This window comes from Enterococcus sp. 22-H-5-01 (genome assembly GCF_050310005.1).
GTDB classification, from domain to species: domain Bacteria; phylum Bacillota; class Bacilli; order Lactobacillales; family Enterococcaceae; genus Enterococcus_A; species Enterococcus_A hailinensis.
In genome coordinates, this window is the sequence record NZ_CP189993.1 from 584,932 (window position 1) to 604,557 (window position 19,626).

Consider the following 19,626-nt stretch of genomic DNA (forward strand, 5'->3'; position numbering starts at 1 on the left):
TTTGAAAAATCCAATTATGCCCGCGAGTGGATGTTTTGGTTTTGGGAAAGAATATGCCGATTATTACGATTTAAATAAATTAGGCTCAATCATGATCAAAGCGACGACACCTAAAGAACGCTTTGGTAATCCTACACCGAGAATCGCTGAGACAACCAGCGGGATGCTGAATGCGATCGGTTTGCAAAACCCAGGAATGAAAGTTATGCTAGAAGATATTTTGCCTAGTTTAGAAAAATATTCAGAGTTGCCGATCATTGCCAATGTGGCGGGGGCTTGTGAAGAAGATTATGTTGAAGTATGCGCAAAGATTGGCGATGCGCCAAACGTAAAAGCCATTGAATTAAATATTTCTTGTCCGAATGTCAAACATGGCGGGATTGCTTTTGGAACGGATCCTGAAGTAGCTTATCGGTTAACTAAGGAAGTAAAAGCAGTTGCAAAAGTTCCAGTATATGTAAAATTGAGTCCAAACGTTACGGATATCGTACCAATTGTTAAAGCAATTGAAAGCGGCGGTGCCGATGGCTTTACCATGATCAATACCTTATTAGGTATGCGGATTGATTTGAAAACCAGACAGCCAATTTTAGCTAATCGTACGGGAGGATTATCTGGGCCGGCGATCAAACCAATCGCGATCCGTTTGATTAATCAAGTATCAGCAATCAGTGACTTGCCGATTATTGGAATGGGCGGCGTTCAAACAGTCGATGATGTTTTAGAAATGTTTATGGCAGGTGCAAGTGCGGTCGCAGTTGGAACAGCTAATTTTACTGATCCGTATATCTGCCCCAAATTAATCGACGAATTACCGATTCGAATGGCAGAGCTAGGAATTGAATCTTTAGAACAATTAAGAAAAGAAGTTCGGGAGGCGCGTTAATGGAATCACGACCTATCATTGCATTTGATTTTTCTACAAAAGAAGAAATCGAACAGTTTTTGCAAAAATTTCCTACAGCAGAAAAATTATTTATCAAAATCGGCATGGAATTATTTTATCAAGAAGGGCCAATGATCGTTCATTTTCTGCGAGCTCAAGGGCATGATGTTTTTCTTGATTTAAAATTACATGATATTCCGAATACAGTGAAAAAAGCCATGCGTGGAATTGCAAAATTAGGTGTAGCGATCACTAATGTACACGCTGCCGGTGGTATAGAAATGATGGAAGCAGCTCAACAAGGATTAATAGAAGGAACAAATCAAAATCAAGTTGTTCCAAAATTGATTGCTGTGACACAACTCACTTCAACAAGTGAAAAACAGATACATCAAGATCAATTGATCGATGTTAGCTTAAAAGAAAGTGTTTTGCATTATGCAAAATGTGCAGAAAAAGCTGGCTTGGAGGGTGTCGTTTGTTCTGCTCATGAAGCAGCAGATATTCATCAAGTGACCAAACCGGAATTTATTTGTCTTACTCCCGGGATTCGTCCTGAAGGTACTTCAGCAGGAGATCAAAAACGTGTGATGACACCTGCAAAAGCACGAGTAATTGGTTCGAACTATATCGTAGTGGGCCGTCCAATCACTCAAGCGACTAATCCTTACCAAAGCTATTTAAAAATTAAAAAAGAATGGAACGGTGAAATATAAATGATCGCAGAACAAATCGCTAAAGACCTATTATCTATCAAAGCTGTTACTCTAAGTCCAAACGAACCTTTTACTTGGGCAAGCGGCTTAAAATCACCTATTTATTGCGATAATCGAGTAACGATGAGTTATCCAAAAGTTCGCCGTGAAATCGCTCAAGGTTTAGCTGACAAAATAAAAATCACCTTTCCTGATGTGGAAGTGATTGCAGGCACAGCAACAGCTGGGATACCTCACGCTGCATGGGTGGCAGAAATTTTAGACTTACCAATGGTCTATATTCGCAGTAAAGCAAAAGATCATGGAAGAGGCAATCAGATAGAAGGTCGGATTACGGACAAACAAAAAATGGTTGTGATCGAAGATCTGATTTCGACTGGCGGTAGTGTTTTAGAAGCCGTTGCTGCTGCTAAACGTGAAGGCGCGGATGTCTTAGGTGTAGCTGCGATCTTTACTTATGAATTATCAAAAGGGAAAACGAACTTTGAAAATGCGGAGCTACCACTGATCACTTTAACTAATTATTCGACATTGATCGAAAGTGCATTAACAGAAAAATATATCGATCAGAATCAACTTGAATTATTGAAAAAATGGCGTCAAAATCCAGAAAACTGGTTAAATTAGTTGGAAAGCATCGCTTGATGCTTTTTTTATTCCTTTTTTTAGGTATACTAGAAACTGAAAAAATAAATTAATGTTATATATTTTTTAGGAGTATATTGAAAAGAGGCTACGGAATGTACGAAAAGTTTGTAAGTAATTTACGATTACGAAGATTTACAGTATTAGTATTAATTATTTTCGTTTTATTTTTAGTGAAAGATTTTATGACCCCGATTTTACTGACATTCATTTTTACGTTGATTTCTGTAAAAATTGTCAGATTTGTTCAACGCTATATTAAAGCACCAACATTTATTATTGCTACGGTTTTATATTTGATTGAACTAGTGTTGCTTTATTTATTGATATCGAAATATTCTACTATTTTGATTGACCAAGTTCTTTCAACCTATAATTCGATCGTGCGTTTCTATCAACACAAAGATTTTAATTCTGATTTAGTCACCAATTTTATCTCTAATTATTTTAAAAATCATAATTGGCAAGATAAAGTTGAAAGTGGTGCTGGAATTATCTTAGAGCAGTTGCAAAATGTAGGACGGTTGGCAATTGCCTTCATTATGTCGTTTATTTTGAGTTTTTTCTTTATGATCGAAAAAGAAAAAACGATTTTATTCTCGGAGAATTTTCTTCATAGCACGTACAAATGGTTCTTTCAAGATGTGTATTATTATGCCAAAGTATTTGTTGAAACTTTTGGTGTCGTAGTAGAAGTTCAATTATTGATTGCGCTAGTGAATACAGTCGTAACAACAATTGGATTAGGCTTGATCGGCTTTACCCAGTTGCCGACATTGGCGATCATGATTTTCTTTTTAAGTTTGATCCCAGTAGCCGGAGTGATCTTTTCTTGTATCCCGCTGACATTGATTGCTTACTCAACGGGTGGCATCCAAACAGTCGCTTATGTATTGATTTTGATCGTAGTTGTTCATTGTATCGAAGCCTATATTTTAAATCCCAAATTTATGTCGAGTCGGACGAAGTTGCCTATTTTTTATACTTTTGTCATTCTATTATTTAGTGAAAAATTCTTAGGTGTTTGGGGCTTGATCTTAGGAATCCCGATCTTTAATTTCTTCTTAGAAATCTTAGGCGTCAAGATTACGACAGCTAAAACAAAAAAAGCTAAAAAAACGGAACAGCCAGATTAGGCTGTTCCGTTTTTTCGTAATTGTTCAATAACGGCTTCTTCAGGTGTCACAAAAAGCGTTTTTTGATTTTCATAAATGACAAATCCTGGTTTGGCACCATTAGGTTTGTGAATATGTTTGACGGCCACGTAATCGACCGGTACTTGAGCAGATTGTCTAAATTTTGAAAAGTAGGCGGCTAATTCAGCTGCTTCTAACAAAGTTTCCTCGCTCGGCTGATCATTTTTGATGATCACATGAGAACCAGGAATATTTTTAGCATGTAGCCAAATATCTAATTTTCGAGCTTGTTTCAAAGTCAATTGATCATTCTGCAAATTATTTTTACCGACTAAGATTTCAGTGCCATCACTTGCTATAAAGCGTTCCGGCTTAGAAGGTGCGTGCTTCCTATTTTTCTTGGCTCGTTTTTGTTTCAAATAACCACTAGCAACGAGTTCCTCTTTGATTACTTCAATATCCATTGGTCCAGCAATTTCTAATTGGGCAAGAATTGATTCGAGATAGGCGATCTCATCTTTAGCTTCTGCAATTTGATCATAGATCAGTTTGACAGCATTTTTTAGTTTTTGATATTTTTGAAAATATTTCTGGGCATTTTGATTCGGTGTCAATGCTGGATTTAAAGTGATCGTGATCGGTGCATTTTCTTCATAATAATTTAGCAGTTCAACACTGGTTGTACCTCGAGGCACTTGAGTCATAAAGGTCGTTAGTAACTCACCATCACGACGAAAATCTTCCGCGTTTTCAGAATCTTTTAGTGTTTTTTCACGCTTAGCTAGTTTAGTTTGGTTTCGCTTGATTTCATTATCTACTTTGCGAATCAGTTCATTTCCTAACTGTTTGACGCGATCTTTTTCGGCCTTTTCGCCATAAAAAGCATCCAATAACATACTTAGCGTTGCATATTTTTGTGATTGCTCAAAGGTTTCAAAAGCTAGTGGAGCAAAGAATTCTTTTTGATTTTTGAGCCCAAGAGTCGGGGTTATTTGCTCTTTCAAGCTGCTGAAAAAAGCAGACCAGACCGCTATTTTTTCATTTGGACGTTGCGTTAAACGAACGGCTAATTCTTCAGCAGTATCTCTGCCGAAACCTTGAAACTGTTGTTGAAGATAACGACCGTCTAATACATCTGCAGTTGACAGCAAAGTAAATAATTGTTCTTTTGATACTTTGAAAGGATCAAGTTGTGATTGTTTTGGTGGCTCGATATATTCACTGCCCGGTAAAATTGAACGATACGTATTTTGTGAATGCCCCACATGTTTGATTGCATCTAAAATTTTGCCAGTTTGCTGATTCAATAAAACAATCGTCGAATGACGTCCCATTAACTCAACGATCAAAACGATGTCTTGCAAATCACCTAATTCATCCCGTTTACTAAACGTGAAGTGAACTACACGGTCATTTTCTACTTGATGAATGTCTTCTAAAATGGCACCTTCTAAATGTTTTCGCAACATCATCACAAAATTCGGCGGATTATCAGGATTGGTATAAGCAATTTCTGTTAATTGGATCCGGGCATAACTTGGGTGAGCAGATAGTAATAAACGTTGGTTTTTCCCACGAGCTCTAATGACTAAGACGACTTCATGGTCGTAAGGTTGATGAATCTTAGATATTCTTCCGGTAACGAGTTGATCTTTTAGTTCTCGTACCATTGCATGGGTAAAAATTCCATCAAAGGACATTTTTTATCCCTCATTTCTATTCATAATAGTTCTATTATACCCAAAAAAAGACTAGCGACCAAGTGAGTTGCTAGTAAATAATCAGATATTCAAATTTTCTTTGTAATTATTCAACTGATCTAATACCCAGCCTTGGCTATTAGCATTCTTGGGCTTCGTTTAAGGTGATCGTTGATTTTTCGAAACCAGATAAGCTAAAGTCCACTATGATAATAAAGGGTTTTGCTAGGTGATTCTTTTTCTAGAAACACGTTCAGTACTGCTCATTTTCTCCACCCTAAAACAATCATTTACATTAAAATGTCATTAAAACAAAGCGCTGACAATTGGATAAAAAAACAGTTGAATAATAATTATAAAAAATAAAATAGAATATAGTCTATATAGATAGCGCTTCTAAAATAAAAATAATATAATGATAAGAAGGAGGGGTGACAATGCAAAGATATATACAGATAATCAAAGAACAAATAATAGTTTTTTGGCAGAATCTTAGTGATATCTTGCTAGAAAATAAACAGCGTGCCATTGTCATCTTGAGCAGTTTAGTTTTTTTAGTTTTGCTTTTTTCTGCTTCGGTTGTCTTTGCACAAAAAACAATTCGGCAAGATCAATTAAATGAGCTGGTATTCGATTCAGTAAAATCAGACTATTTATTGCCATTGAATTATCAAGAACTTGATACAAAAATACAATCGACAAATGCAGTTTCGATCATGTTCAGTCAACCAATGGGGACTTCTTACGAAAAAGTTCTTTCACTGCTTGAAGATCCGAATCAAAAATCAATGTTGAATCGCAAATTTTATTTTTATCCGATCGTTTACGATGAAAAGCAGATGGAACAGGAATATAAAATTGATCCAAATAAAGTCACATTTATTTTTTTTCAGAAAGGTAAAGAAAAAAATCGATTTGTGGTAGAAAGTCTTGATGACGTCAACCATGAATTTATTCCGGAGTTGAATCGGCTGCCAATGTGGCAACTTAATAAATAATCTGAATAGTTAAAAAATAAATGAGCTTTCTGTAATAAAAAGTGTTGACACTTAATTTTTTTTCAGCTAAAATTACCTCAACATCAAAAAAGGAGTGACATTCATGAGACATTTGAACTTATCTATCAATCAATTGAATAGCTGGCAAAACTGGCGTAGATAAGTTGTATTTATGAATTCACTCATAGATACAACGTTTAGACAACTTCTAAATTTTGTATCTATGCTGGGTATATTTTTATGCTTATTCCCGCATAGAGACCATCTATGCGGTTTTTGTTTTTTTAGACAACTACCGTGGTACTTTAGGTAGTTGTCTTTTTGTATATAAAAAAAACAAAAATTTGGGGGAAAATAAAATGAAAAACAAAGGAATTATTGGATCAATCATCGCTTTAGCAATTGTATTAATCGGAGTTTTTGCCTATCAAATGGGCACTCGTCAAACGACAGCATCATCTACGGACGATAAAAAAATAAAAACTGTCGGCATTTTACAATATGTCAGCCACTCATCATTGGATCAAATCAAAAAAGGTGTAATCGCTGGTTTGAAAGAAGAAGGCTATACAGAAGGCGACAATCTAAAAATTAAATTTTTAAATGGACAAGGCGATCAAAGCAAATTGAATAGTATGAGCCAACAATTATTAGATAAGAAGTCAGATGTGTTAGTCGGAATTGCAACGCCAGCTGCGAAAGCATTAGCGAATGCAACAACGGATACACCGATCATCATGGGAGCAATCAGTGATCCAGTTGGATCTGGGTTAGTCAAAGACTTAAAAAATCCCGGTGGAAATGTAACAGGTGTAAATAATTTGACACCAGTCGCTCAACAAATCGATATGGCAAAAGAATTGTTCCCGAACGCAAAAACAATGGGTATCGTCTATTCATCTTCAGAAGAAAATTCAAAATCACAAGTCGAAACGGCCGAACAAAATGCTAAAGCAGCAGGATACGCAGTGAAAAAATTTGCCATTTCATCTAGTAATGATCTTTCAGCTGTGACTCAACAAGCTTGTCAAGAATCAGATTTCTTATATATTCCACAAGACAACACGATTGCAAGTGCCTTCCAAACGTTGATCAGCGAATCTGATAAAGCAAAAACACCCGTTTTCGTATCAGTTGATAACATGGTTAAAGAAGGCGGGATTGCCACAGTCGGACAAAACCAATACAAATTGGGTGTAGAAACAGGAAAAATGGCTGCAGACGTTTTAGATGGAAAAGCAAAACCAGCTGATACACCAGTGAATGTCATTGATTACGGAGATATGATCATCAATGAAGAAAAAGCCAAAGAATTAGGCATCACGATTCCAGACTCAATTAAAGAAAAAGCAGAAGTAGTTAAAGGAGAGTAATAACATGGTAATTTCAGCTATAGGACAAGGTTTTTTATGGGGAATCCTAGGTTTAGGGATCTTCATGACCTACCGGATTCTAAATTTTCCAGATATGACAACTGAAGGATCTTTTCCATTGGGAGGCGCCGTCTGCGTGACGGCGATCACGCATGGTGTTTCACCATTACTTGCCACACTTTTAGGAATTGTTGCTGGGATGTGCGCGGGATTCATTACTGGAATGCTCTACACTAAGGGTAAAATTCCTGTCATTTTAGCCGGGATTTTAGTTATGTCAGGTTTAAACTCAGTGATGCTGTTTATTATGCAGACACCAAACCTTTCGTTATTGAAGCAACCAAAGATCCAAGATTTTTTTACTAATTTAAATTTACCTGATTATTACGATGTTGTGCTATTAGGACTTTTAGCTGTTGTGATCATCATTGCATTACTGTTGTTCTTCTTCTTTACCGACTTCGGACAAGCATATATCGCAACTGGCGATAATGAAAACATGGCTCGTTCAATTGGGATCAATACAGATCGAATGAAAGTCATCGGATTGACTTTATCAAATGGTGTGATTGCATTATCCGGAGCTTTGATTGCACAAAATGATGGGTATGCCGATGTTGGTAAGGGCGTCGGTGTGATCGTTATTGGTTTAGCTTCGATCATTATTGGTGAAGTCCTTTATGGTGAAGTTACTTTTGCTGAACGATTGGTTGCAATCGTCTTAGGAAGTATTATTTATCAATTATTGATTTTAGTCATCATTAAAGTTGGTTTAGATACAACTTACCTAAAAATCTTTTCATCGATCATTTTGGCCTTATGCCTAATGATTCCTCGCTTGAAAGAAGCGTTACATTTGAAAACGGGTTTAGAAAAGGAGTGATCATATGAATGCGTTAGAAGTAAAAAAAGCGAATAAGACAATTCGTAATGGAATCAATGATCAGAGAAAAATATTGAACAATGTTGATTTGACGATTGCTCCAGGAGAATTTGTCACTGTGCTTGGAGGAAACGGCGCTGGAAAAAGTACGCTTTTCAATAGTGTTTCTGGTAATCTCCAATTAGACAGCGGGACGGTAGCTGTGATGGGAAAAGATTTAACAAAGCTTTCAGAAGAACAACGAGCTTCTTCGATTGCTCGTGTCTTTCAAGATCCGAAGATGGGGACAGCACCAAGATTGACAGTTGCTGAGAATCTTGGATTAGCTGAAAAAAGAGGTCAAAAGCGCCGCTTGAAACAACGTCAATTGAATCAAAAAAAAGACATGTATCGTGCGCTTTGTCAACAAGTTGGAAACGGCCTAGAAAATCACTTAGATACACCGACCGGTTTTTTATCTGGCGGACAGCGTCAAGCATTGAGTTTATTGATGGCGACGATCACCAAACCAGATCTATTATTATTAGATGAGCACACTGCAGCGTTGGATCCCAAAACAGCGAAACAATTGATGGAACTTACTGATCAGCGAATCAAAGAAGAAAACTTAACTTGTTTGATGGTCACACATAAAATGGAAGATGCGCTTCACTATGGCGACCGAGTAATCGTAATGGAAAAAGGCGAGATCATTCGAGACATTCGTGGAGAAGAAAAACGACGGATGACTCTGGCTGATTTATTCCTACTTTTTGAGACAAACGAGACTGCAGCTGAAGTAATATAAAATTTTTTTCAGAAAAATTAAAAAAATAGATTGACTTATAAAATAAAGAGTCCTATACTAAGTTCAATCTTAAAACAGTTTGGAGCGATTTTTTATGAATATGAAAAATAATACGCACACACAACTGAATAATTATTACTTTAGCTATTTTAGATAGGTTTGTATTCATGATTCATGGATGCAGACGACACGCGTTTGTATCTATGATGGCTAAGGATTTTAAGTATGACTTAATGCCACATAGATGAAAATCTATAGTGGCTTTTTTCTTTGGTATTTTTGGAGAGATGAGGTTCATTGTAGGTTTTCTACAATGGACCTTTTTTCGTACTTAAAACGGCAACGAATATTTTACTTGAAGGAGTGAAACAAGATGGAAAATGAAATAACTGGAAAAACACGGTTAGCCGGACTTTATGCTTTGCCGGCACGACACAGCTTTTCACCAATGATGCATACCACATCATTTCAAGAAACTGGAGTCGACGCTGTGTATCTTAGCTTTGATGTTCCACCAGAAAAGTTAGGATCCAGTATTCAAGCAATTCGGGATTTGGAAATGTTAGGTGTTAATTTATCGATGCCTCACAAAATGGCAGCAGTGCAATATGTTGACGAACTGAGCCAAGCTGCACGACTTATCGGGGCGATCAATACAATCGTGAATCAAGATGGTAAGTTGATCGGTCATACTACCGATGGTGTTGGTTGTATGGAAAGTTTGAAACAAAATCAAATCGATGTTATCGGGAAGAAGATCACGATTATCGGAGCGGGCGGTGCAGCAACTGCTATCATCACTCAAGCGGCAATCGATGGTGTGGCAGCAATCGATGTCTTTAATATCAAAGATGAATTTTATCAAAAAGTCGAACCTAAACTAGCAGAAATTGCTAAAGAAACAGATTGTAAGATCGAACTGCATGATTTAGCTGAGGAACAACAGCTGACCGACTCATTAGCTGATAGTTGTCTCTTGATCAATGCAACGAGCATCGGAATGGCGCCGAATACCGATCGAATCCCTTTACCTGATAGTAAATTGTTGCGAAAAGATCTAGCCGTTTTTGATGTGATTTATCATCCTGGTGAAACACAGTTGCTTCACGAAGCAAAAAAAATCGGAGCTAAAGCTGTTAATGGTTTAGGCATGCTGTTATATCAAGGAGCTGCAGCTTTTGAATTATGGACAGGTAAAAAAATGCCGACTGAATTGATTCAACCCCTATTGGAAAAAGAAATTAAAAAATAAAAAACGAAGGAAGTTATTATTATGATCTTAATTATTAAAAAAGGAATCAAAGAAGCAGAATTGGCACCAATCTTAAGCCGTATCGAAGAAGAAGGATTGGGCGTACAAATCAATCATGGAAAAGATCGTTTGGTTTTAGGTTTGCTTGGAGATCCAGAAGTTATCCAAAATGTTCCGTTCCAACGTTACAGTGTAGTCGAGCGTGCAGTACCGATTTCTAATACTTACAAATTAACTTCAAGAGAATTCCATCCACAAGATACAGTGGTTGATGTTGATGGCGTTAAAATCGGTGACGGCAGTTTCGTAACCATGGCTGGACCATGTTCAGTTGAAGGTGAAGAACAAATCATGGAAACAGCTCGAATGGCTAAAGCTGGTGGAGCAACTATTTTACGTGGCGGAGCATACAAACCTCGTACTTCACCTTACGCATTCCAAGGACTAGGTGAAGAAGGATTGAAAATCATGCGTAAGGCAGCTGACGCATACGGTTTGAAAGTAATCACTGAGGTAATGGATGAAGCACATATCGATGTTGTTTGCGAATACGCTGATATCATTCAAATCGGTGCGCGTAACATGCAAAATTTCCGCTTATTAGAAGCTGTCGGTAAAACAGGTAAACCAATTGGATTGAAACGTGGGATTTCAGGAACGATCCAAGAATGGTTAAATGCAGCAGAATACATTGCAGTTCAAGGAAACTCAAAAATCATCTTCATCGAACGTGGTATCCGAACATACGAAACTGCCACACGAAATACCTTCGATCTAAGTGCTGTGCCATTGATCAAAAAATTGAGTCATTTCCCAATTATTGTTGACCCAAGTCATGGTACTGGCGTTTGGGATCTAGTTGGACCGATGGCTAGAGCAGGTGTGGCTAGTGGTGCCGATGGTATGATCGTTGAGATCCATCCAGATCCATTGCATGCATGGTCTGATGGTGAACAATCATTAAATGAAAAGAACTACTTAAAAATGATGGAAGAAGTTAACATTCTTGTTGATGCGATGAAAAAAATTACCGCATTGTCTGAAGAACCATCACTTGCATAAAACGGGAGGCGGATTTCATGGAAATTGTTTTACCAGAAAAAAGTTATGAAATCATTGTAAAACGCCATGCATTAAATTCTGTTGGCGAATGGATCGCTTCACTTTGGCAAGATAAAAAAATTGCGATCATTAGCGATGACAATGTGTATCCGATTTATGGAGAAACTATCAAAAATCAGTTAAGTCAGTATGAAGTGTGTCATTTTTCTGTTCCCGCTGGCGAAAAAAGTAAATCCCTAGATATGGCTAGTAAACTTTATGAGTTTCTAGCCGATCAAGGTTTTACTCGCAGCGATGCAGTCATTGCTTTAGGCGGTGGTGTCGTTGGAGATTTAGCTGGTTTCGTTGCTTCTACTTATATGCGTGGAATCGCATTTGTTCAAATCCCAACTTCTTTATTAGCCCAGGTTGATTCTAGTATCGGTGGTAAAACAGCTGTGAATTCAGCGAAAGCTAAAAATATGATTGGAACTTTCGCACAACCAGATGGTGTATTGATCGATCCAGAAACATTGAATTCTTTACCAGCAATACGTGTCCGTGAAGGCATTGCTGAAATCATTAAATGTGGAGCAATCGCTGATCAATCATTATGGCAAGATCTTGAGAAACTAACAGGAATCGAAGAACTGTTGGCTCATAGTGAAATGATCATCACAAAAGCATTAAATGTAAAAAAAGCCGTTGTAGAAGAAGATCAATTTGATAATGGCTCACGTTTATTATTAAATTTTGGTCATACGATCGGTCATGCAATTGAAAATACAGCCGGCTATGGAAAAATTAGCCATGGAGAAGCGGTTGCAATCGGAATGGTGAAAATTTCTCAAACAGCTGAAACCAAAGGTCTTTCACCAAAAGGTATTACTCAGCAGATCATTGCGATGAATCAGAAATATGGATTGCCGATAGAGTATACGCCTTGGACAGTTGAGATGTTTTACCAAGCAATCACGCATGATAAAAAAGCACGTGGTGGCTTACTAAATATCATTTTGTTGGAAGACATTGGCAATGCCAAAATCAAAAAAATTAGAATGACTGAAATACGAGACTTTTTAATAGGAGGGGAATAAGTATGCGGTACTTAACAGCTGGAGAATCACATGGACCAGAATTAACAGCAATCATTGAAGGTGTTCCAGCAGGACTAGCACTTTCAATCGATGAGATCAATCAAGAATTAGCTCGGAGACAAGGCGGATACGGCCGTGGTGGACGAATGAAGATCGAAAAAGATCAAGTTCGTATCACGTCAGGTGTTCGCCATGGGAAAACAATCGGCGCACCGATCACTATGATCGTTCAAAACCGTGATTGGAAAAATTGGCAAAAAGTGATGTCAGTTGAAGAAGGCCCTGAGAAAGATCAACAGTTGAGAAGAGTCTCAAAACCACGTCCTGGACATGCTGATTTAGTCGGAGGGATGAAGTACCACCATCGCGATTTACGAAATGTTTTAGAACGTTCATCAGCTAGAGAGACTACGATGCGTGTAGCTGTCGGAGCAGTTGCAAAACAAATTTTAGCAGCAATCGACATCGACATCGCAAGTCATGTGGCTATTCTCGGAGGAATCGCAGCGAACATTCCCGAACAATTGAGTGTTAAAGAAATTAAAACAAAAGTTCAGCAATCTGCAGTGAATATGGTCGATTTAGAGATTGAAGAATCAGTTAAAGAATTGATCGATCAAACCAAAAAAGCGGGTGACACGATTGGCGGCGTCGTAGAAGTTCGGACAGATAATGTTCCTGCCGGATTAGGAAGCTATGTTCAATGGGATCGCAAATTAGATGGAAAAATTGCTCAAATTATGATGAGTATCAACGCTTTCAAGGGCGTGGAATTTGGAATTGGTTTTGAAGCGGCCCGTCAGCCGGGATCAAAAGTGATGGATGAAATCGTTTGGGACGACGGATACTCAAGAACGAGTAATCATCTTGGTGGATTTGAAGGTGGCATGACTAATGGGGAACAAATCATTGTTCGAGGTGTAATGAAACCTATTCCGACGTTATACAAACCATTAATGAGTGTTGATATCGATACGAAAGAACCATACAAAGCAAGTGTAGAACGGTCCGATAGTACGGCAGTCCCAGCAGCTTCAGTCGTAGCTGAACATGTCGTAGCAACAGTTCTAGCAGAAGAAATTTTAGATCAATTTCCAGCAGATACGATCGAAGATTTACAAAGAGCGGTTCAACAATACCGCGAGGACATCAAAAACTTTTAAAAAAAGGAGTGTGCGTCTATGAAGAAAAAAGTATTTATTTTAGGACTAGGTTTGATAGGCGCCTCCCTTTGCCGAGCGATCAAGAATCCGTCAATTGAGTTATTTGGTTGGGATCATTCAGCAGAAACAAGAGAAATTGCGCTGGAAGTTGGTTTAGTAGATCAAATTACTTCTATAGAAGAAGCAAAGCAAATGGATATTATTATTTTAGCGGTTCCTGTTTTAGCTAGTTTGAGTTATTTACAAGTATTAGCTGAGTTACCGTTAAAAGCTTCCGTAATTGTTACAGATACCGGAAGTACTAAAAATGAAGTAATGAAAATAGCAAAAGAGCTCCCGTTTACATTTATTGGTGGACATCCGATGGCAGGATCACATAAGTCTGGTGTAAAAGCAGGAAACCCTAATCTTTTTGAAGAGGCTTATTATATTTTGACTCCTTTTGAAGAAAGTGATGCTGTACCATTGATCGAATTACTTACCCCAACGAGAGCAAAGTTTGTCGTGATCGAACCAGAAGCCCATGATGAAATTGTGGGTGTCCTCAGTCATCTCCCACACATCGTGGCTGCTGGCCTGGTAAGGATGAGCGATAGTTTATCAGAAGAACATCCACGAGCCACACAATTAGCTGCAGGTGGATTTCGTGATATTACCCGGATCGCTTCATCAGATCCGCAAATGTGGACAGATATTTTATTGACTAATCGCCCAACGCTTTTACATTTAATTGAAGAGTGGCAAAATCAAATGAATCAAATCAAAAGTAATTTGCTAGCGAAAGATCAATCTGCAATTTATGCTTTTTTCGATCAGGCCAAACAATCACGGGATCTGCTACCAGCTAAAGGTCGTGGAGCAATTCCGGCGTTTTATGATTTGTATGTTGATATCCTAGATATTGTCGGAGCAGTTGCCAAGGTTATGACGATTTTAAGTGAAGCAGATATTTCGATCATTAATTTAAAAATTCAAGAAACGCGGGAAGATATTTTTGGCGTGTTAGAGTTGTCGTTCAAAAATCAAAACGATTTAGTAAAAGGTCAACAAATGATCGAACAAGCAGATTTTCATTGTCGGATAAGGAGTTGAGCAAATGGAATTATTGAAAACAAAACAAGGTCTACAAGGAGAATTGACTGTTCCTGCAGATAAGTCGATTTCTCATCGGAGTATTATGTTCGGAGCAATAAGTCATGGAACAACGACTGTTCATAATTTTTTACGGGCAGAAGATTGTTTAAGTACAGTTGCCGTTTTTAAAGCATTAGGCGTAAAGATCAAAGATGATGGGGAAACGATTACCGTTGAAGGCAAAGGTTTTTCTGGCTTAAAAGCACCATCAGAGATGTTAAATGCCGGAAATTCTGGGACAACGATGCGTTTAGTATTAGGTATTTTAGCAGGACAATTATTTGACTCACAAATCGCAGGTGATGCCTCTTTAAATCGCCGTCCAATGGAACGTGTGATGGGACCTTTACGCGAGATGGGCGCGGAGTTACAAGGAACAAAAAATAGTGAATTTCCTCCTATTAGCATTAAAGGTCATGAGCTTTCAGCAATTACTTATGAGATGCCGATCGCTAGTGCCCAAGTTAAATCTGCAATTATTTTTGCTGCGATGCAAGCTAAAGGTGAAACAACTATTATTGAAAAAGAAAAATCGCGCAATCATACAGAAGAAATGATCAAACAATTCGGTGGGAACATTACAGTTGCAGATAAAAAAATCACTCTTTCGGGCGATCAAAATCTAGTGGGCCAAACGGTTACCGTTCCAGGAGATATTTCATCGGCAGCTTTCTATTTAGTTGCGGCATCGATTGTAAAAAATAGTCAGCTTCTACTAAAACATGTAGGCGTCAATCCAACACGTACTGGCATTCTAGATGTATTAGCAGAAATGGGCGCAGATATTAAAGAACAAGCACGAGATGAAAAAAATCAAGCGGCTGATTTATTAGTGCAAGCAGCTGATTTAACGGCTTGTGAGATTAGCGGGGAGATCATTCCACGATTGATCGATGAATTGCCAATCATTGCTTTAGCGGCAACACAAGCGCAAGGAACAACTATTATCCGTGATGCACAAGAATTGAAAGTTAAAGAAACTAATCGAATTGATGCTACTGCAGCTGAACTAAATAAATTAGGAGCAGCGATCGAAACGACAGAAGATGGATTGATCATTCATGGACCGACACCTTTACATGGTGGTGTGGTGGATAGTCACGGAGATCATCGCATTGGAATGATGCTTCAGATTGCTGCACTCTTAACTTCAGAATCAGTCGAATTAACCAATCCAGAAGCCATCAATATATCTTATCCTGAATTTTTCAATGATTTGAGTCAATTAATAAAGGAGAATGCCTAATGGAATCAATTGTGTTAATCGGATTTATGGGAGCAGGTAAAACGACTGTCAGCCAAGCATTAGCTGCTAGTACCCGTGCAGAGGTTATTGATATGGATGATGTATTAGTTAAACGTATCGGTCAGCCTATCAATGATTATTTTGAAGAACACGGTGAAGCTGCTTTTCGCGAGCATGAAACAGCTTTATTAAAAGAAGCGTTGACCAATGACTCAATCATTGCTACCGGTGGCGGTGTGATCTTACAACCAGAAAATCAAAAAGTCTTAGCAGATAAATTAGTTGTTTATCTAAAAGCAGATGTAAATACATTGGTCCATCGTATTCGTAAAGATAAGGTGAATGTTCGTCCTTTAGCTATCAAAAATGATGATGGGGATTTAAAGCGTTTATTCTTTTCAAGAGAAAAACTATATGAAAAATTAGCCAAAATCACCGTTGATACTTCAGAAAAGTCACCGAATGAAATCGTGGAAGAAATCATGCAGCAGGTGGCCTCTTAATGAAAGTTGGTTATTTAGGCCCTAGAGGTTCTTTTACCTATGCTGCTGCCCATCAGTTTTTTTCTGCAAAAGTTCTAACACCTTATGAATCTTTAACAGCCTTGTTAGAAGCGCAACGCCGACGCGAAATAGATTATTGTGTCGTTCCGATTGAAAATACGATTGAAGGGTCGGTCTTACCAACGCTTGATTTGATTTTTAAAACGTTGCCGACGATTCAGGCAGAAATCGTTTTGCCAATCCAACAGCAGCTAATGGTCCATCCAGATCATCAGGAAGACTGGGAGCGAACGACCTTGATCTGCAGTCACCAACAAGCTTTAGCCCAGTCACAAAATTTTATTTTGGAACATTTTCCAACCGTTGATATCGAACAAATGGGTTCAACTGCTTTAGGTGCGCAAAAAGTCGCTGAACATCCAGAAAATAATTACGCAGCTATTGGATCGAGAGAAGCGGCTACCCAATTTGGTCTAACAATCGTCCAAGAGAATATCCAATCGATCGAGACAAATGAAACCCGTTTTTGGGTTTTAGGCACTCAACCGATTCAGAGTGATTTAGTTTTCGAAAAACGTAAAGCAACGATTTTGTTTGATTTGGCACAGGATCATCCCGGAGCTTTGTATAAAGGTTTAGCTTTTTTTGCTGAAGAAAAAATCAACTTAACAAAGATTGAGTCACGAACACGCAAAACAAAATTAGGGGAATATTTCTTCATTATTGATTTGGAAGTTCCAACAGGCAATAAATTAACTACTGTATTACAACGGTTAAATCAAGAAAAATTCACTGTAAAACTAATTGGTAATTATCCAACATACCTTACAAAGAAATTAGAGAACCTTAGTAGTTAAGGTTTTCTAATTTTTTTTGATAAAAATAAGACAAAAACAGCAGGATTTGCTATTTTTAATACATAGAGATAAAGATAAAGAGGTGCATCATGAGTAGTCGGATGGACAAATACAAAAAGATTCATGAAGAAAGTCAAAAGGAAGAAAAACAACCTTTTGGCTTTCGACGTGAAATAAAGAAGAAAGAACAAGCGGCCAATCCTCCAGTTAAAAATCAAGAAGAATTACTAGACCAGGAATCCGAATCAGCAGAGCATTTTTATTACGAAGATCAATCCTCCAATTCAAATAAAAAGAAACGTTTCAATTTGAATTTCCCTAGAGTTCATTCGCCATTTAAGCGCAAAGCAAAAAATCCTGACGAACAAAAACCGAAACGAAAAAGAAGCTGGAAGAAAATCTTCCTTACAATTTTAGTCGCTTTATTCGCGTATTCAATTGTTGCATTCGGAGTGGGAAATTTCGCGGCAAAACATGATTCTAGTATGCCGGCCATCGAGACGCAAGAATTTAGCGGTGCTGCTTCAGACGATGGGACAAAGAACATCTTGCTTTTAGGGAGTGATACACGCGACAATGTCAGTGGTCGTTCTGACTCAATGATGGTTTTGCAAGTAGATGGAAAAGGCAAACCGAAATTGGTTTCTTTTATGCGCGATATGTATGTAGATATCCCAGGGGTCGGACAAAATAAATTAAATGCAGCCTATGCCTATGGCGGCGCAGACTTAGTTCGCCAAACATTGAAAGAAAATTTTGGAATTGATTGTCGGTATTATGCGATGGTTGATTTTCAGACTTTTGAAAGAGGGGTAGATGCACTTTTTCCGAATGGTGTAAAAATCGATGCTGAAAAAGATATGAGTTCTTATATCGATGAGCCGATTTCCAAAGGGGAACAGCGGATGAACGGTCATACATTATTAAACTATGCTCGCTTTAGAATGGATGAAGAAGGCGACTTCGGTCGGGTTCGTCGGCAACAGCAAGTCATGACATCTGTTTTTAGTCAATTAAAGAACCCATTAGTATTATTACGTGGACCTTATGCAGCCGGCAAAATATGGGGCTATTTATCTAGCGATATCCCAAATACCTTTATATTAGGTAATTTATTTAACTTTGCGAAAGCAGTCGGTGGAATCGAGCGTTTGACCTTGCCGATCGATGGGTCATGGTCATACATCGATACAGACAATGCCGGTAGTGCCTTAGCGGTCGATACGAGCCAAAATGCTCAAGCAGTTAAAGAGTTTTTAGCAAAGTAATTGAGTTTTCATTTCCATGAAACTTGTAATATGCTATATTATACTTATTGTAAATTTGATTGAAACGAGGAACTAATTATGAAATTAGCGATCGTGACAGATAGCACAGCTTATCTGAATGAACGCACATGTAACCACAAAGATTTGTTTGTGATCCCAATTCCAGTCATCATTGATGGCGAGCCTTTTGAAGAAGGGGTGGATATTGGTTACGAAGAGTTTTATCACAAGCTAAAAGATAGTAAAAATTTTCCTAAGACGTCTCAACCAGTTTTAGGTGAAGTCTATGAATTGTATCGCTCGATCAAAGAACAAGGATACGATACAGTGATCAGTATTCATTTGTCTGAAGGTATCTCTGGCTTTGTTCGTACATTAACGGCGATTAGAGAAGATATTCAAGGATTGAATGTAATTCCCTACGATTCAAAAATCACCAGCGTTCCGATGGGATATATGGTTGAAAAAGCCTTAGAGATGAGTGATCAAGGCGCAGCTTTAGCAGATGTATTAACATCAATCGATAAAATTCGTGATACAACACATGCATACATCATCGTTGATGATTTAGACAACCTTGTTCGTGGAGGACGTTTAACCAACGGTGCAGCAATTATTGGTGGATTATTAAAAATCAAACCTATCTTAACGTTTGAAGATGGTAAAATTGTTTTATTTGAAAAGATTCGTTCATTAAAGAAAGCATTGCAACGAACAGAAGATATTATTGAAGAACATCGTCAAGAAAGCGACGAGGAATTACGAATTTATGTGATACACGGAAATAATCCGGAGCTAGCACAACAAGAAGTCGAAAAATTAAGCAAAAAGTATCCGGATGCCACGATTGATGTTGGAACGTTCGGTCCAGTTATCGGGACACATTTAGGAGATAAAGCTATTGCTTTAGGTGTGGCGAAGTAATCATCAACTCACTAAGA

General features: G+C 37.9%; 19 protein-coding genes. 18 read left to right on the forward strand and 1 reads right to left on the reverse strand.

Annotated elements, in window-relative coordinates:
• The first annotated feature begins 16 nt into the window (after positions 1-16).
• From ACQKTA_RS02970 to ACQKTA_RS02985, 4 genes are all read left to right on the forward strand, one after another.
• Entirely contained in the window at positions 17-886 is an 870-nt protein-coding gene (locus ACQKTA_RS02970; protein WP_427814502.1) for a dihydroorotate dehydrogenase, read from the forward strand.
• The gene (gene pyrF, locus ACQKTA_RS02975) at positions 886-1,602 is read left to right on the forward strand and encodes an orotidine-5'-phosphate decarboxylase (RefSeq protein ID WP_427814127.1); all 717 of its coding nucleotides are present in this window, start codon (positions 886-888) and stop codon (positions 1,600-1,602) included. Before ACQKTA_RS02970 ends, pyrF begins: the two co-directional genes overlap by 1 nt.
• Entirely contained in the window at positions 1,603-2,229 is a 627-nt protein-coding gene (gene pyrE / locus ACQKTA_RS02980; RefSeq protein ID WP_427814128.1) for an orotate phosphoribosyltransferase, read from the forward strand.
• Between the two features lie 113 nt (positions 2,230-2,342).
• Positions 2,343-3,383, forward strand: a complete 1,041-nt coding sequence (locus ACQKTA_RS02985) for an AI-2E family transporter (RefSeq protein ID WP_427814129.1) — start codon at positions 2,343-2,345, stop codon at positions 3,381-3,383.
• Here the strand turns inward: ACQKTA_RS02985 and efbA are convergent.
• The gene (gene efbA / locus ACQKTA_RS02990) at positions 3,380-5,083 is read right to left on the reverse strand and encodes a fibronectin-binding protein EfbA (RefSeq protein WP_427814130.1); all 1,704 of its coding nucleotides are present in this window, start codon (positions 5,081-5,083) and stop codon (positions 3,380-3,382) included. The genes ACQKTA_RS02985 and efbA overlap by 4 nt on opposite strands.
• Before the next feature lie 437 nt (positions 5,084-5,520).
• Between efbA and ACQKTA_RS02995 the strand changes: the two genes are divergently transcribed.
• The 14 genes from ACQKTA_RS02995 to ACQKTA_RS03060 all read left to right on the forward strand — a co-directional run bounded on the left by ACQKTA_RS02995 (position 5,521) and on the right by ACQKTA_RS03060 (position 19,609).
• On the forward strand, positions 5,521-6,081 hold the full coding sequence (locus ACQKTA_RS02995) for a hypothetical protein (RefSeq protein ID WP_427814131.1): 561 nt from the start codon (positions 5,521-5,523) through the stop codon (positions 6,079-6,081).
• 359 nt (positions 6,082-6,440) lie between these two features.
• Entirely contained in the window at positions 6,441-7,454 is a 1,014-nt protein-coding gene (trpX, locus tag ACQKTA_RS03000) for a tryptophan ABC transporter substrate-binding protein (RefSeq protein ID WP_427814132.1), read from the forward strand.
• Between the two features lie 4 nt (positions 7,455-7,458).
• Positions 7,459-8,337, forward strand: coding sequence for an ABC transporter permease (locus ACQKTA_RS03005; protein ID WP_332580634.1), 879 nt, complete (start codon positions 7,459-7,461; stop codon positions 8,335-8,337).
• A gap of 4 nt (positions 8,338-8,341) precedes the next feature.
• A complete protein-coding gene (locus ACQKTA_RS03010) occupies positions 8,342-9,124 on the forward strand; it encodes an ABC transporter ATP-binding protein (protein ID WP_332580635.1) in 783 nt (260 codons plus the stop codon).
• Positions 9,125-9,497: 373 nt separating this feature from the next.
• Positions 9,498-10,376, forward strand: coding sequence for a shikimate dehydrogenase (locus tag ACQKTA_RS03015; protein WP_427814133.1), 879 nt, complete (start codon positions 9,498-9,500; stop codon positions 10,374-10,376).
• 21 nt (positions 10,377-10,397) lie between these two features.
• A complete protein-coding gene (gene aroF, locus ACQKTA_RS03020) occupies positions 10,398-11,438 on the forward strand; it encodes a 3-deoxy-7-phosphoheptulonate synthase (protein WP_332580637.1) in 1,041 nt (346 codons plus the stop codon).
• Between the two features lie 17 nt (positions 11,439-11,455).
• Positions 11,456-12,514 (forward strand): 3-dehydroquinate synthase, encoded by a 1,059-nt coding sequence (gene aroB, locus ACQKTA_RS03025; protein WP_427814134.1) that lies wholly within the window; start codon positions 11,456-11,458, stop codon positions 12,512-12,514.
• A gap of 2 nt (positions 12,515-12,516) precedes the next feature.
• Positions 12,517-13,677 carry a chorismate synthase gene (aroC, locus tag ACQKTA_RS03030; protein WP_427814135.1) on the forward strand — a complete coding sequence of 387 codons (1,161 nt, stop codon included), beginning with the start codon at positions 12,517-12,519 and terminating at the stop codon, positions 13,675-13,677.
• Between the two features lie 18 nt (positions 13,678-13,695).
• On the forward strand, positions 13,696-14,769 hold the full coding sequence (locus ACQKTA_RS03035; protein ID WP_427814136.1) for a prephenate dehydrogenase: 1,074 nt from the start codon (positions 13,696-13,698) through the stop codon (positions 14,767-14,769).
• 4 nt (positions 14,770-14,773) lie between these two features.
• Entirely contained in the window at positions 14,774-16,057 is a 1,284-nt protein-coding gene (aroA, locus tag ACQKTA_RS03040) for a 3-phosphoshikimate 1-carboxyvinyltransferase (RefSeq protein ID WP_427814137.1), read from the forward strand.
• The gene (locus ACQKTA_RS03045; RefSeq protein ID WP_427814138.1) at positions 16,057-16,560 is read left to right on the forward strand and encodes a shikimate kinase; all 504 of its coding nucleotides are present in this window, start codon (positions 16,057-16,059) and stop codon (positions 16,558-16,560) included. The genes aroA and ACQKTA_RS03045 overlap by 1 nt, the downstream gene beginning before the upstream one ends.
• Positions 16,560-17,417 carry a prephenate dehydratase gene (pheA, locus tag ACQKTA_RS03050; RefSeq protein ID WP_427814139.1) on the forward strand — a complete coding sequence of 286 codons (858 nt, stop codon included), beginning with the start codon at positions 16,560-16,562 and terminating at the stop codon, positions 17,415-17,417. The genes ACQKTA_RS03045 and pheA overlap by 1 nt, the downstream gene beginning before the upstream one ends.
• 89 nt (positions 17,418-17,506) lie before the next feature.
• The gene (locus ACQKTA_RS03055) at positions 17,507-18,685 is read left to right on the forward strand and encodes an LCP family protein (RefSeq protein WP_427814140.1); all 1,179 of its coding nucleotides are present in this window, start codon (positions 17,507-17,509) and stop codon (positions 18,683-18,685) included.
• Positions 18,686-18,763: 78 nt separating this feature from the next.
• Positions 18,764-19,609 (forward strand): DegV family protein, encoded by an 846-nt coding sequence (locus ACQKTA_RS03060; protein ID WP_427814141.1) that lies wholly within the window; start codon positions 18,764-18,766, stop codon positions 19,607-19,609.
• The last annotated feature ends 17 nt before the right edge of the window (positions 19,610-19,626 follow it).

Excerpts from the sequence above, each read along its gene's own strand:
- ACQKTA_RS02970 (WP_427814502.1), top strand. The coding sequence starts at position 17 with ATGCCCGCGAGTGGATGTTTTGGTTTTGGGAAAGAATATGCCGATTAT.
- pyrF (WP_427814127.1), top strand. The coding sequence starts at position 886 with ATGGAATCACGACCTATCATTGCATTTGATTTTTCTACAAAAGAAGAA.
- pyrE (WP_427814128.1), top strand. The coding sequence starts at position 1,603 with ATGATCGCAGAACAAATCGCTAAAGACCTATTATCTATCAAAGCTGTT.
- ACQKTA_RS02985 (WP_427814129.1), top strand. The coding sequence starts at position 2,343 with ATGTACGAAAAGTTTGTAAGTAATTTACGATTACGAAGATTTACAGTA.
- efbA (WP_427814130.1), bottom strand. The coding sequence starts at position 5,083 with ATGTCCTTTGATGGAATTTTTACCCATGCAATGGTACGAGAACTAAAA.
- ACQKTA_RS02995 (WP_427814131.1), top strand. The coding sequence starts at position 5,521 with ATGCAAAGATATATACAGATAATCAAAGAACAAATAATAGTTTTTTGG.
- trpX (WP_427814132.1), top strand. The coding sequence starts at position 6,441 with ATGAAAAACAAAGGAATTATTGGATCAATCATCGCTTTAGCAATTGTA.
- ACQKTA_RS03005 (WP_332580634.1), top strand. The coding sequence starts at position 7,459 with ATGGTAATTTCAGCTATAGGACAAGGTTTTTTATGGGGAATCCTAGGT.
- ACQKTA_RS03010 (WP_332580635.1), top strand. The coding sequence starts at position 8,342 with ATGAATGCGTTAGAAGTAAAAAAAGCGAATAAGACAATTCGTAATGGA.
- ACQKTA_RS03015 (WP_427814133.1), top strand. The coding sequence starts at position 9,498 with ATGGAAAATGAAATAACTGGAAAAACACGGTTAGCCGGACTTTATGCT.
- aroF (WP_332580637.1), top strand. The coding sequence starts at position 10,398 with ATGATCTTAATTATTAAAAAAGGAATCAAAGAAGCAGAATTGGCACCA.
- aroB (WP_427814134.1), top strand. The coding sequence starts at position 11,456 with ATGGAAATTGTTTTACCAGAAAAAAGTTATGAAATCATTGTAAAACGC.
- aroC (WP_427814135.1), top strand. The coding sequence starts at position 12,517 with ATGCGGTACTTAACAGCTGGAGAATCACATGGACCAGAATTAACAGCA.
- ACQKTA_RS03035 (WP_427814136.1), top strand. The coding sequence starts at position 13,696 with ATGAAGAAAAAAGTATTTATTTTAGGACTAGGTTTGATAGGCGCCTCC.
- aroA (WP_427814137.1), top strand. The coding sequence starts at position 14,774 with ATGGAATTATTGAAAACAAAACAAGGTCTACAAGGAGAATTGACTGTT.
- ACQKTA_RS03045 (WP_427814138.1), top strand. The coding sequence starts at position 16,057 with ATGGAATCAATTGTGTTAATCGGATTTATGGGAGCAGGTAAAACGACT.
- pheA (WP_427814139.1), top strand. The coding sequence starts at position 16,560 with ATGAAAGTTGGTTATTTAGGCCCTAGAGGTTCTTTTACCTATGCTGCT.
- ACQKTA_RS03055 (WP_427814140.1), top strand. The coding sequence starts at position 17,507 with ATGAGTAGTCGGATGGACAAATACAAAAAGATTCATGAAGAAAGTCAA.
- ACQKTA_RS03060 (WP_427814141.1), top strand. The coding sequence starts at position 18,764 with ATGAAATTAGCGATCGTGACAGATAGCACAGCTTATCTGAATGAACGC.